Below are 12,818 nucleotides of genomic sequence, written 5' to 3' on the forward strand. Positions count from 1 at the left end.
GTTTCGATGCAGCGAGATTCGCAACCCCGGGGCACTGAACACAAGCGTTTGGCGCCACAATAATGGCAAAAAGCTACATCCTCGTCGTTTTCAGAATGGTAGAGGTCGATCCTGCCGGGCCCATGGCCTTGAACAGCGCGAGTGCGCGCTGATCAGAAGCATAGGCCACGTTGATGCGCAGCCAGTCACTGTGTTCGCCCGTCGGGCTGAAAAGCGCCCCTGGCGACAGCAACACCCCAAGCCGACGAGCCTGCGCGTGCAGCGTCGAACAGTCACCCACGCCAGGCCGCGCCCACACAAACATGCCACCCGCCGGCACCGCAAACACCTCCCACTCCTCGTCTTCCAGCACCTGCAAGGTGACGGCCATTTCGGTGCTCAAGCGCCGACGCAGGCGCTGCACCCACTTGCGGTAGGTACCATTGGCCAGCAACGTGGCCACCACCGCCTCGGCGAACCGCGAGGTGCCGATACCGGTCATGGTCTTGACCTTGGATAACTGCGCGATGATCGCCCCGCTGGCCGTGAGGTAGCCCACGCGCAAAGCGCTGCTGAGGGTCTTGGAAAAACTCGAGATATAGATCACCCGGTCCTCGTGGGGCAACGCCGACAGCCGGGTACAGCTGGCATGTTGTAGATCGCCATAGACGTCTTCTTCGACAATGAAGAAGTCCCGGGAATGAGCCAATTGCAACAAGCGCTCGGCCACCGCCAGGGACAGGCTGGTGCCAGTGGGGTTGTGATACAGGCTGTTGATGAACAGGCACTTGGGCCGATGCCCGTGCAACAGCGCCTCCAGTGCAGGCATGTCCGGACCACCGCGTGTGCGCGGCACTTCCAGCAACTTGATACCGTGAAAGGCCAACTGGCGGTAGAGGTTGCCATAGCCCGGGCTTTCCACCACCACCGTATCGCCGGCCTTGAGCAGTGTGCGGATCAACAGGTCCTGGGCATGGCTCGCGCCTTGGGTGATGAGGATATGGTCGACCCGGGCCGCCACATGAATGTGGGCCAGGCGCTTGAGCAACTGTTCCCGCAGCGCCGGCAGGCCCAGCGGCGTGCTGTAGTTGAAGACGGCGGCGGTATCGGTGCGGGTGACCTCACGAATCGCGTAGCTGATGTCATCGCTTTCGCGCCAGGTGTCCGGCAGCCAGCCGCACCCCAGTTTCAGTTCACCCAGTTGATTGTCGACGAAGGCGCCCCACCCGGACTCGGCGCCCTCATACCATTGGTTTTCGCAACGAAGGCCGCGCTCGGCGGGAGGCTGGGCCACACAGAAACCCGAGCCTTGCCTTGAGGCCAGCACGCCCTGGGCAACCATCCGCTCAAACGCCTCGATCACGCTGGACTGGCTGAGCAGGTTCTCGTGGGCCAACTGCCGAACCGAAGGCAACCGCGTCCCGGGGCTGGCTCCGCTCTCGCGAATCCAGGCGGCCAACGCGCTGACGATTTGCTGCACTACCGGTACAAGGGCTTGTCGATCGATCCCTAAATCCATGAGCCACTCACTTAAACTGTTGTCATTTAACCCAAACCAGTTAAGCACAGAAGCCCAATGACAGCCGTGGTGAAGATTTATTAAATCATTGATTTAATTTGATTATTTACCTACTGATACACATTCAGCCAAGGCATCTGGCCATCTGCGGAAAAGCCTCACAGCGCGGCCAACGCTTTTCTGAATGGCATCAGCGTCAGTTCCTAAATGGCAGTCGCGCCACCGTCCACCGCCAATGCCTGGCCTGTGGTAAACGCAGCACCGTCGCTGCACAGGTAAAGCACCGCGCTGGCGATTTCCTCGACCTTGCCGATACGCCCGACCGGGTGCATGGCGGCAGCAAATTCAGCCTTGCGTGGATCAGCCTCATAGGCACGTCGGAACATATCGGTGTCGATCACCGCCGGGCACACCGCGTTGACGCGGATTTTCTTTTTCGCGTACTCGATCGCCGCCGACTTGGTCAGGCCGATTACCGCGTGCTTGGACGCGGCATAGATACTCATCTTCGGCGCCGCCCCCAGCCCCGCCACCGAGGCCGTGTTGACGATGGCACCACCGCCCTGGGCCAGCAGCAACGGCAATTGATACTTCATGCACAGCCACACACCCTTGACGTTGACACCCATGATGGCGTCGAACTCATCCAGACTGCCGTCGGCCAACTTACCCTTCTCGATCTCGATCCCCGCGTTGTTGAACGCATAGTCCAGCCGGCCATAGGTGTCCACGGTCTGCTGCATCAACTGCTGTACGTCCGCTTCGAGCGGTGACATTGCAGCGTACAAACACCGCTTCGCCACCGGCCTGATGAATCAGCGCCACAGTGCCCTCGCCGCCCGCCGCGTCCAGGTCGGCGACTACGACCTTCAAACCTTCAGCGGCGAACGCCAGCGCAGTGGCGCGGCCAATGCCCGCGGCCGCGCCGGTCACCAGGGCGACCTGGCCGGAAAATGTCATGCTCATGGTGATGTCCTTCGATGGGGATGCTCGATGACCCCAGTCTAGCCAGAGCGGCCATGGGCACGTCAGCACTATCAAACGCCCGGTTGGGGAACCATGAGCCGCAGTGATAACGGGACCGGCGTCACTATCATTGCAGTGGATCGAGGGGCATTCGCAGGTGCCGCGCACCTTGCCGGTGCGGCTCGAAGGGTCTATCACTCAAGGTCCACTTCTCAAGAGTCCCTGCCATGACTGCCCAGACCAACCGCCAATTCCTGCTCGCCAAACGCCCGGTCGGTGCTGCCACGCGGGACACCTTCACCTACCAGGAAGTACCGGTGGGCACGCCGCAGGACGGGCAGGTGCTGGTGCACAACGAATACCTGTCCCTGGACCCGGCCATGCGTGGCTGGATGAACGAGGGCAAATCCTACATTCCGCCGGTAGGGATCGGCGAAGTCATGCGCGCTTTGGGCGTAGGCAAGGTCATCGCCTCGAACAATCCGAAATTTGCCGTGGGGGACTACGTCAACGGTGCCTTGGGCGTGCAGGATTACTTCCTCGGCGAGCCACGGGGTTTCTACAAGGTCGATCCGAAACTCGCACCGCTGCCGCGCTATTTGTCGGCACTGGGGATGACTGGCATGACTGCCTACTTTGCCCTGCTGGACACCGGCGCACCCAAGGCCGGAGACACCGTGGTGATTTCCGGCGCGGCCGGCGCAGTGGGCAGCATTGCCGGGCAGATTGCCAAGATCAAAGGCTGCCGCGTGGTGGGCATTGCCGGCGGCGCCGACAAATGCAAGTTCCTGGTGGATGAGTTGGGGTTTGATGCGGCCATCGACTACAAAAACGAAGACGTGCACGCCGGCCTCAAGCGCGAGTGCCCGAAAGGTGTGGACGTGTATTTCGATAACGTCGGCGGTGACATTCTCGACGCCGTGCTCAGCCGCCTGGCATTGAAAGCCCGCGTGGTGATCTGCGGCGCCATCAGCCAGTACAACAACAAGGAGGCCGTCAAAGGGCCGGCCAATTACCTGTCATTGCTGGTCAATCGTGCGCGTATGGAAGGGTTTGTGGTGATGGATCACGCGGCGAATTTTGCCGCTGCCGGGCAGGAAATGGCCGGCTGGATGGCTCAGGGCAAGCTCAAGAGCAAGGAAGATATCGTCGAAGGTCTGGAGACGTTCCCGGAAACGTTGATGAAACTGTTCAACGGCGAGAACTTTGGGAAGTTGGTACTGAAGGTCAGCTGACACACCGCAGAACCAAATGTGGGAGCGGCGGTGCGACGTTTCGACTTGCTCGCGAAGGCGGAGTGTCAGCCACTGGATTTCTTGACTGATCTACCGCATTCGCGAGCAAGCCCGCTCCCACATTTTTTTACCGAGCCCGCTTCAGATCGGGTAGGTCAGGCGATCTCGGCAACCACCGCCGCCAGTGCCTTGGCCGGATCGGCCGCCTGGCTGATCGGGCGACCGATCACCAGGTAATCGGAACCGGCGTCCAACGCTTGGCGCGGCGTCAGGATGCGACGCTGGTCGTCCTGGGCGCTGCCCGCAGGACGAATCCCCGGGGTCACCAGTTGCAGCGACGGGTGGGCGGTCTTCAACGCCTGGGCTTCGAGCGCCGAGCACACCAGGCCGTCCATACCCGCCTTTTGCGCCAGGGCGGCGAGGCGCAGCACTTGTTCCTGTGGCTCGATATCCAGGCCGATGCCGGCCAGGTCTTCACGTTCCATGCTGGTCAGCACGGTGACGCCAATCAACAATGGCTTGGGGCCGGTGCGCTGATCGAGCACTTCACGGCACGCGGCCATCATGCGCAAACCGCCGGAGCAGTGCACATTGACCATCCACACGCCCATTTCGGCGGCGGCCTTGACCGCCATCGCGGTGGTGTTGGGGATGTCGTGGAATTTCAGGTCGAGGAACACCTCGAAGCCTTTGTCACGCAAGGTGCCGACAATTTCTGCCGCACAACTGGTGAACAATTCCTTGCCGACCTTGACCCTGCATAGCTTGGGGTCCAACTGGTCAGCCAGCTTCAGTGCGGCGTCACGGGTGGGGTAATCCAGGGCGACGATGATAGGAGTCTGGCAGACGGACATTGGAATGGGCTCTCAGGCAAGTCGAAATCGGCGCGGATTGTAGCGCAAGCAGCGCGTTTGCGGGATCCGATGATCGGTAATTCGCGATTTAGCCGCCAGATTGCGGGCTCCCTGGCAATTGTGTCGAAACCGATACATTCCCGACATGCCTGCAATACCCCCGAAGATTAGCCTCGCACACGTGAACCACCGTACAGAACTTCCAGCCCCGGGGCTGGGCGCCTATGCTGAACGCAACAACCTCGCCGCCGATCTTCGGCCCGGCGGCCCACCAGGTAGATGATCGCACCATGCAAACCCTGACTCCTGCGCTGAATGACGATCAAAAAGGCTCGCTTGTGGGTGAAGACAAGCGCTGGAACACCCGCGCGCTGATCGTCGACGACGACGTGCCGATCCGCGAACTACTGATCGATTACCTGGCGCGCTTCAATATCCTCGCCAGCGGCGTGACCGATGGCGCCGCCATGCGCCAGGCCATGCAAGCCGAAACCTTCGACGTGGTGGTGCTCGACCTGATGTTGCCCGGTGAAGACGGCTTGTCACTGTGCCGCTGGCTGCGAGCTGAGTCGGACATCCCGATCCTGATGCTCACTGCCCGCTGCGAACCCACCGACCGCATCATCGGTCTGGAACTGGGAGCCGACGATTACATGTCCAAGCCCTTCGAGCCTCGCGAGCTGGTGGCGCGTATCCAGACCATCCTGCGTCGCGTGCGGGATGATCGCACCGAGCAACGGGCGAATATCCGCTTCGACAACTGGCGCCTCAACAGCGTGCTGCGCCAACTGGTGGCCGACGATGGCCTGGTGGTGCCGCTGTCCAACGCCGAATTCCGCTTGCTGTGGGTGTTTATCGAGCGCCCGCGCCGGGTGCTGAGCCGCGAGCAATTGCTGGATGCGGCCCGTGGCCGTTCCATCGAAGCGTTTGATCGCAGCATTGACCTGCTGGTCTCGCGCCTGCGCCAAAAACTCGGGGATGATCCCAAGGCTCCGCAGTTGATCAAGACCGTACGCGGTGAAGGCTACCTGTTCGATGCGCGGGATATCGGCTGATGCGCAACGCCTTCAACACCCTGTTCGGGCGGCTGTTCGGTGTGTTGCTGGTGGCGATTGTGTTGGCCCACGTGCTGGCATTTTTCTGGTTTCACCACTATGGCCCACCGCCGCCACCGCCACACGAAACCTTTATCGAGGAGCCGGACGGCACCCTGACGCCAATGCCCAAGGCGCATCGCCGTCCCTGGTTCGGCGGGCCTGTGGTGCCGCTGACGTTTCAGTTCTTCTCGCTGATCATCGCGGCCTGGTATGGCGCCAAGCTGCTCAGCCGGCCGATCCAGCGCCTGAGTGCCGCAGCCGAACGCCTGAGCCTGGACCTCGACAGCCCGCCGCTGAACGAGTCCGGCCCACGGGAAGCACGACAGGCGGCGTCGACCTTTAACCTGATGCAAAAGCGCATCCGCGAACAGGTCACCCAGCGTGCCCGCATGCTCGGCGCTGTATCCCACGACCTGCGCACGCCGCTGTCACGGCTCAAACTGCGCCTGGAACAGATCGAAGACACCAAGCTGCAGGGCCAGATGCGCCAGGACCTGGACGACATGATCGGCATGCTCGACGCCACCCTGAGCTACCTGCACGAACAACGCACCAGTGAAACCCGGCATTGGCTGGATGTGCAGGCGCTGGTGGAATCCCTGAGTGAAAACGCCCAGGACCGCGGCTCCGACGTGCAATGCAGTGGTGAATGTGTGCCGTTGCAGGTGCAACCGATGGCCCTGCGTTCGTGCCTGAACAACCTGATCGACAACGCCTTGCGCTATGCCGGCACCGCGCGCATCGAACTGGCGGACAGCCCGCAGGCGCTGGTGATCAAGGTGATCGACCATGGCCCGGGGATTGCGGCGGATAAACGCGAGGCGGTGTTTGAGCCGTTTTATCGGCTGGAAGGCTCGCGCAACCGGAACTCCGGCGGCGTGGGCTTGGGGATGACAATTGCCAAGGAAGCGGTTGAACGCCTCGGTGGGCGGCTGAGCCTGGAGGAAACGCCGGGCGGTGGACTGACGGCAGTGATGTGGCTGCCGAGGGCGTAGGAATGGTTCCTACGCCCTGCATGAACCTTTACTGCCCGGCTTTATCGTCCCGCCGTACCTGAGCCTGGCTGGCGCTCCAGTCCGTCAGCAAGCTATAGGCCACAGCCAGCAACGTCGGGCCGATGAACAGGCCGATGAAGCCAAACGCAATCAACCCGCCAAACACCCCAAGCAACACGATCACCAGCGGCAGGTTGCCGCCACGGCTGATCAGGTACGGCTTGAGCACGTTGTCCACGCCGCTGATGATGAACGTGCCCCATACCCCGAGAAACACGGCGTAGGTGTAGTCGCCTTTCCAGGCCAGCCACGCCGTGGCCGGGATCCAGATCAGCGGTGGGCCCATGGGAATCAGGCTCAGCAGGAACGTGACGATGCCCAGCACCAATGCTCCCGGCACCCCGGCAATCCAGAAGCCGATCAGCGCCAGCAGGGCTTGGGCGGCAGCGGTGCCGATCACACCGTTGACAACCCGCTGCACCGTACCCGCGACCAGTTCGATGTAGTAACCCGCACGGTCGCCGATCAACCGCTCCAGCAGACGATGGACAAACATCGCCAGGCGCGGCCCGTCCCGGTAGAAAAAGAACACAAACACCAGGCTCAGGGTCAGCTCCAGAATCCCGCCGCCGATCTGCGCGCTTCGGGCCAGCAACCAGTTGCCCACCTGCCCCAGGTACGGCTTGAGGGTGACCATCAACGCCGCGCCTTGCTGGTCGATGCTGTCCCACATCGCCACCAACCGCTCGCCGACAAAAGGAATGGAGCCGAGCCAGGTCGGTGCCTCGGGCAAACCATCCACCTGGATATCCTTGATCAAGCCAACGGCGTCGCGCACATGATCAGCCAGGTTGAACCCCAGCCAAACCAGCGGCAACGCCACCAAGAGCATCCAGACCAGGGTCAGGATTCCGGCCGCCAGGGATTCGCGCCCACCCAGCCAGCGGGTGAGCAGGCGCATCACCGGCCAACTGGCAAACGCCAGCACCGCGCCCCAGAACAGCGCCGACCAGAACGGCGCCATCACCCAGAAGCTGGCACCAAACAACACCAGCAGCAGGATCTGCACCAGCAGGCGATCGTTATTGAGCATGTGGTTTCTCGAAAAGAAGTCTGTAAGAGGAAGAGCTTAGGCGAACGGCGCGGGTCCGTTCGCCCTGGAACGGTCAGCGTATCAGATGCAGGTGCAAACCCTTCGCTTCGGCGGTGCCGGTTTCCAGCCGGGCCGCACGTACGCCCTGATCAATCAAGCCCTGGCGCCATGCTTCGGCGGTGGGCCCGGTCAAACTGACCCGCAAGGTGGCATCCAGGTTCAGTCCACGGGAAATAAGGGTGAGCCAGGTGGCGTCAGGTTCGGTACCCAGCTTGGGGAAGTCCAGCTCGCCAGTGCTTTTCAGCTCCCGCAGCAGCGTGGCGGAAGTCGGTAGCAAGTCACCCAGCGGCGCGCTGGCGTCCAGCTGCTCTACATGCAGATACGCCCGGCGATTGCCCCGGGTGATGCCGTACAGCGCGACCAGGGAATTGTCTTGGGGCGCCGCCAGGCGCAGCAACAGGTATTCCTGCTGGCCGTCGGCGCCTACCAGCTTGGCGTTGCCGAAGACTTCATTGGCCCACAGGCTGCTTTCGCCGCAATCGCGGGCCTGGCACCAGAACAGCAACTGCGCGCCCTGGGCCTGCAAGGCTTCGCGGGTGGCGGTGAATGCAGCGCTGGAAGTGTGTTCGGCAGGCAGTTCATAGGTGATGGCGGTGGTCTGGCCGCGGGCGGTGGCCTGGCCTTCGTAGCGCAGCTGGCCGCTGATCTTGCGGATCGAGCCCAGCGGGTAGATGCGTTCTTTATCTTCAGCGGGGCGGTAGTCGACGATCTGCGCGTCGGCCTGACGGGCCACGGCGGGCAAGTCCTGGCTACCCGGTACGTCGGCGGCGAACACCAGCGGGCTGAAACAGCACAGCCCCAGAATACGGATAAATCCCTTCGGCATACTCATCGGATGAGCGCGCCCAGGCCATTGGGGTGCGCTGCGGTGTTGAGATCGTTCATGGTTGACTCCCTTTCGATCCGCCCAGCCTCGGCAGTTGACTCCGCCAAGTCAAGGCGTGGAGAAGAACCGATTGAAACAGTCTGCAACAAGGGTAGCGCCTGACTCGTCGTTCAGGTGCAAATGATGGCCACCGGGCAAGGTGGCCACCTGGAATGGAAGCCCGGAAAGCAATTCGGAATGTTTCGCCAACATGCCGTCTTCGGCGACCACCAGTTGCGTCGGACAGTCGACCCGACGCACGAAGGCCATCGCCTGCTCTTCTGTCAGACGCATAGGGGAAGCCAGGGTCAGACGGCTGTCGCTGCGCCAGGTGTAACCTCCGGGAACTGGCATAAGGCCGCGTTGGGCCAGCAGTTCGGCGGCTTCGCGACTGACCGCCACCACGCCTTTCATCCGCGCTTCCACCGCCCGATCGAGGGTGCTGTACACCGGTTTGCGTTTGTCCTGCAGGTTCAATTGCGCCTGCAACGCCATGCCGAGGCGTTCGGCCGCGTTGTCTGCGGTGCCGGTCGGCGGGATCACGCCATCGATCAATCCCAAGTGTGTCACTCGCTCCGGCAAGGCGCCGGCCAACACCAGGGAAACGATGGCGCCGAGGGAGTGGCCAAGTAATGCAAAACGTTTCCAGCCCAGTTGCTCGGCGACTTGCAGCACATCGTGGACGTAATCCCACAGGGAGTAACCGGCACCGACGGGACGATGAGCCGAATGACCATGGCCGGCCATGTCCAGCGCAACGATGCGCAGGCCATCGAGTTTCGGCGCCAGACGCGCGAAGCTGTTGGCGTTGTCCAGCCAGCCATGCAGGGCAATCACCGGCAAGCCGTCTTCAGGGCCAAACAGATGCGCCGCCAACTCGATGTGCGGCAACGCCAGGCGGACTTCTTCGACGGGCGCGGTCATGCGCAACTGCGCTCGCGCTGGCGAGCTTCCCAACGGGCAAACAGATTCTTGATCAAGGTGGCAGTGTCCTGTGGGCGCTCAAGAGGAAACATGTGGCCGCCGGGCATGGTCAGCATTTCACCCATCGGCATGCGCCCCACGCCGCTGGCATGGTGACGCATCACTACCCGGCTCTGGCGGCCACGCACTACCGCCAGCGGCACTTTCAATTGCCGGGCCTGGCCGGGACTGGTGTGGGGCACACCACGGTAGATGCTGATCTCGGTGGCCGGATCAAAGCGCAGACGCAGGCGGTCGCCCACCTGCTCCAGGCCATGTTGCAGATAAGCGTCGAAACACTCGGGATCAAAGCCGCGAAACAGGGTCTTGCCGGCGAAGTACTGGCGCGCTGCCGCCAGGTCGGCGAACTCTTCACGCCGCCCCAGGGTACGACCCGCCGGGGTCAGCCGGTCGATAAAGCCGAAGCGCTTGGCCGCGCGGATCACCCAGCGATCGGCCAGGGTCAGCACCGGAGAATCGAGCATCACCACCCCGCGATACAACTGCGGGCAACGCATGGCGGCGTGCAAGTGCAGCACGCCACCCAACGAATGGCCCACGCCCCACACCGGCTCGGGTTGTTGTTCAAGGTGGTGGATCAGTTCGTCCACCAGGTTCTGCCAGTTGTCATCCACCGGAAACCTCGGGTCGTGACCGTGCTGCGGCAAATGCGCGACGGCGTACTCCGGGGCCAGGGCGGCAAACAACTTGCCGTAGGTCGCCGAAGGAAAGCCATTGGCGTGAGCGAAAAACACGTGCTGCGACATACCTGATCCATCACCATAAACAGAGCGTTGATTCTCCCCAGACCGGGCAGTCACGGCAATGACTGTAACTGCCAGGAATGATGACACTCACGCCACGCCTATCGGGCCGGCGGGTTCTCGCCCAGCGGCACCACGGCCATGGTCAGGCGCGATACGCAGCTGGCCTTGCCTTCATCGCTGGTCAGGCGGATGTCCCATACGTGGGTGGTGCGCCCGATATGAATCGGCTTGGCCACCGCCGTCACCCGCCCGCTGCGCAAGCCGCGCAGGTGGTTGGCGTTGATTTCCAGGCCCACGCAATAGAACTTGCTGGCGTCGATGCACAGGTAACTGGCCATGGAGCCCACGGTTTCCGCCAGCACCACCGACGCGCCGCCGTGCAGCAGGCCGTAGGGTTGATGGGTGCGGTGGTCGATCACCATGCTGGCGGTCAGGGACTCGTCGTCAAAGCTTTCGAAGCGAATATCCAGCACTTCACCGATGGTGTTTTTCTGGATCGCATTGAGTTGTTCGATATTCGGTTGGGTGCGCCACAGGCTCATTGATCGGTCCTTATTGGTTTTATGTCAGTGCTCAATCCTGCCACAGCACGGCTTCGGAGCGCGCGCTCCAGGCCGGAAACTGCGACCCGTAGACGGCTTCAATCACGTTGCGCTTGATCTTCAAGGTCGGCGTGAGGAAACCGTTTTCCACCGCCCAACTGTCTTTCACCACCACCAGTTGGCGCAAGCGTTCATGTTTATCCAGCACCTGGTTGACCTCTTCCAGCAGGCGCTCGAGGCTGACCTGCAACGCCTGGCGCCCCTGGCCATCGGCATCTTGCAGGCCCACTACAGATAACACGCACAGGCCCATGGGCGCGCTCAAGCCATCGCCTACCACGCACACCTGCTCGATACGCGCATGCTCGGCCAGGCGGTTTTCAATCGGCGCCGGGGCCACGTATTTGCCTTTGCTGGTCTTGAAGATTTCCTTGAGCCGTCCGGTCAACCGCAGTCGGCCATCGGCGCCCTGCTCGCCCTTGTCGCCGGTGCGCAGGAAGCCGTCGGCGGTAATGGTTTCGGCGGTTTTCACCGGATCCTTGAAATAACCGAGCATGGTCGCGCCGCTACGCACCTGGACTTCGCCGTCGTCACCGATGCGCACTTCAACGTCCGGGCATGGCGGGCCGATCCAGCCGAGTTTCTGCTCGCCGAGGCGGCACACGTGGGAGTAGCCGCAGCTTTCAGTCATGCCGTAGACCTCCAGCACATCCAGGCCGAGCCTGCGGTACCAGACCAACAGGGCTTCGGGCACGGGGGCTGCGCCGGAGATTGCCACGCGCACGGCGTCCAGGCCCAACCCGGCGAGCACTTTGTGGCCAACGCGTTTGCCGATGAAGGGCAGGCGCAGCAAGGTATCGAGGCGGCTTGCGGGGATTTTGCTGTAGACGCCCATCTGGAATTTGGTCCAGATGCGCGGCACGCCGAACAGCGCTGTCGGCCTGGCCCGCTTGAGGTCTGTCAGAAACGTGTCGAGGCTCTCGGCGAAAAATACGGTTTGCCCGGTGTAGATCGAGGCCATTTCCACAAACATGCGCTCGGCCACGTGGCACAGCGGCAGGTAGGACAACAGGCGATCGCCCTCCCCCAGGCCGAACAATTCAGTGCCGCGAGTGGCCGCGAAAGCCAGGGCGCCGAAGCTGTGCATCACGCCCTTGGGCAGGCCGGTGGTGCCGGAGGTGTAGATGATGGTGGCCAGGTCTGAAGCGGCTGGCGCGGGGTTGTCTTGGATGGGTGAGCAGGCTTGCAGGTCAGCCCAGGTGAAGTCGAATTCGCCCTCGGGGCACAGCGGCAGGCTGATGGTCGGCAGGTCGGCCTTTACCCCGGCGGACATGGCAGGCCAGTCGTCCAGTTTGCCGATAAATGCCAATGCGGATTCGGAGTGTTCAAGTACGTGGGCGACGGAGTCGGCGGTGAGGTTGGGGTAGAGCGGCACGGAGATATGGCCGGCCATCCAGATGGCGAGGTCGGCGATGATCCAGTGGGCGCAGTTTTTCGAGATCAGGGCGATGTGCGAGCCCTGGGGGAGGTCGCGGGCGCGCAGCCAGTGAGCGGCGCAGCGGGCTTGGTGGCCGGCGTCGGCCCAGGTGAGGGTTTGGACCTCGCCGCCTTTGATGGGCTGAACCAGGAATCGTTGCCGTGGGTGGCGGGCTTCGCGGTCGAAGAAGACTTGCAGCGGCAAACGAATAGCGACAGACATGGACTCGCTCCTTTGTGTTCCGATGGTAGCCAACCAAGCACTTGCTTGGCTGACTATTTCATGGGAGCGCGGGGGGTGCAAGTTCTGCTGGTTTGGGGTGTATATCCGTTATTTGGGTGATGGCTCAAATGGGTTCCGCTCTTACAGCGGGTCACTTTTGAAAGGAGCCCAAAAGTAACCAAAA

General features: G+C 62.3%; 11 protein-coding genes and 1 pseudogene. 3 read left to right on the forward strand and 9 right to left on the reverse strand.

Annotated elements, in window-relative coordinates; genetic code table 11:
* Positions 1 to 73: 73 nt before the first annotated feature.
* Together SNL23_RS18980 and SNL23_RS18985 are read right to left on the reverse strand one after the other, a co-directional pair.
* Positions 74 to 1,498 (reverse strand): aminotransferase-like domain-containing protein, encoded by a 1,425-nt coding sequence (locus SNL23_RS18980; RefSeq protein WP_167663576.1) that lies wholly within the window; start codon positions 1,496 to 1,498, stop codon positions 74 to 76.
* 203 nt (positions 1,499 to 1,701) lie between these two features.
* Positions 1,702 to 2,464: pseudogene (locus SNL23_RS18985) on the reverse strand (SDR family oxidoreductase).
* A gap of 227 nt (positions 2,465 to 2,691) precedes the next feature.
* Here SNL23_RS18985 and SNL23_RS18990 point away from each other — a divergent pair.
* Positions 2,692 to 3,699, forward strand: coding sequence for an NADP-dependent oxidoreductase (locus SNL23_RS18990; protein ID WP_076015253.1), 1,008 nt, complete (start codon positions 2,692 to 2,694; stop codon positions 3,697 to 3,699).
* Positions 3,700 to 3,854: 155 nt separating this feature from the next.
* Here SNL23_RS18990 and pyrF read toward each other — a convergent pair whose 3' ends face one another.
* Complete coding sequence (gene pyrF, locus SNL23_RS18995; protein ID WP_076015252.1) at positions 3,855 to 4,553, reverse strand: orotidine-5'-phosphate decarboxylase; 699 nt, start codon at positions 4,551 to 4,553, stop codon at positions 3,855 to 3,857.
* Between the two features lie 290 nt (positions 4,554 to 4,843).
* Here pyrF and SNL23_RS19000 point away from each other — a divergent pair, with 290 nt between their 5' ends.
* Both SNL23_RS19000 and SNL23_RS19005 read left to right on the forward strand, forming a co-directional pair.
* The gene (locus tag SNL23_RS19000; RefSeq protein WP_076015347.1) at positions 4,844 to 5,608 is read left to right on the forward strand and encodes a response regulator; all 765 of its coding nucleotides are present in this window, start codon (positions 4,844 to 4,846) and stop codon (positions 5,606 to 5,608) included.
* The gene (locus SNL23_RS19005) at positions 5,608 to 6,645 is read left to right on the forward strand and encodes a sensor histidine kinase (RefSeq protein ID WP_318303102.1); all 1,038 of its coding nucleotides are present in this window, start codon (positions 5,608 to 5,610) and stop codon (positions 6,643 to 6,645) included. Before SNL23_RS19000 ends, SNL23_RS19005 begins: the two co-directional genes overlap by 1 nt.
* Positions 6,646 to 6,673: 28 nt before the next feature.
* On the opposite strand, the gene SNL23_RS19010 is transcribed toward SNL23_RS19005, so the two are convergent.
* From SNL23_RS19010 to SNL23_RS19035, 6 genes are all read right to left on the reverse strand, one after another.
* Positions 6,674 to 7,738 carry an AI-2E family transporter gene (locus tag SNL23_RS19010; protein WP_076015250.1) on the reverse strand — a complete coding sequence of 355 codons (1,065 nt, stop codon included), beginning with the start codon at positions 7,736 to 7,738 and terminating at the stop codon, positions 6,674 to 6,676.
* 73 nt (positions 7,739 to 7,811) lie between these two features.
* Positions 7,812 to 8,630, reverse strand: a complete 819-nt coding sequence (locus SNL23_RS19015) for a DUF4892 domain-containing protein (RefSeq protein ID WP_167663580.1) — start codon at positions 8,628 to 8,630, stop codon at positions 7,812 to 7,814.
* Between the two features lie 102 nt (positions 8,631 to 8,732).
* Entirely contained in the window at positions 8,733 to 9,587 is an 855-nt protein-coding gene (locus tag SNL23_RS19020) for an alpha/beta hydrolase (protein WP_318303103.1), read from the reverse strand.
* The gene (locus SNL23_RS19025; protein WP_076015247.1) at positions 9,584 to 10,393 is read right to left on the reverse strand and encodes an alpha/beta fold hydrolase; all 810 of its coding nucleotides are present in this window, start codon (positions 10,391 to 10,393) and stop codon (positions 9,584 to 9,586) included. Before SNL23_RS19025 ends, SNL23_RS19020 begins: the two co-directional genes overlap by 4 nt.
* A gap of 98 nt (positions 10,394 to 10,491) precedes the next feature.
* The gene (locus SNL23_RS19030) at positions 10,492 to 10,935 is read right to left on the reverse strand and encodes a hotdog fold thioesterase (protein WP_076015246.1); all 444 of its coding nucleotides are present in this window, start codon (positions 10,933 to 10,935) and stop codon (positions 10,492 to 10,494) included.
* A 31-nt stretch (positions 10,936 to 10,966) separates the two neighbouring features.
* Positions 10,967 to 12,634, reverse strand: a complete 1,668-nt coding sequence (locus SNL23_RS19035) for an AMP-binding protein (RefSeq protein ID WP_318303104.1) — start codon at positions 12,632 to 12,634, stop codon at positions 10,967 to 10,969.
* Positions 12,635 to 12,818: the final 184 nt, after the last annotated feature.

Source organism: Pseudomonas sp. SED1, from assembly GCF_034044025.1.
Taxonomy (GTDB): Bacteria; Pseudomonadota; Gammaproteobacteria; order Pseudomonadales; family Pseudomonadaceae; genus Aquipseudomonas.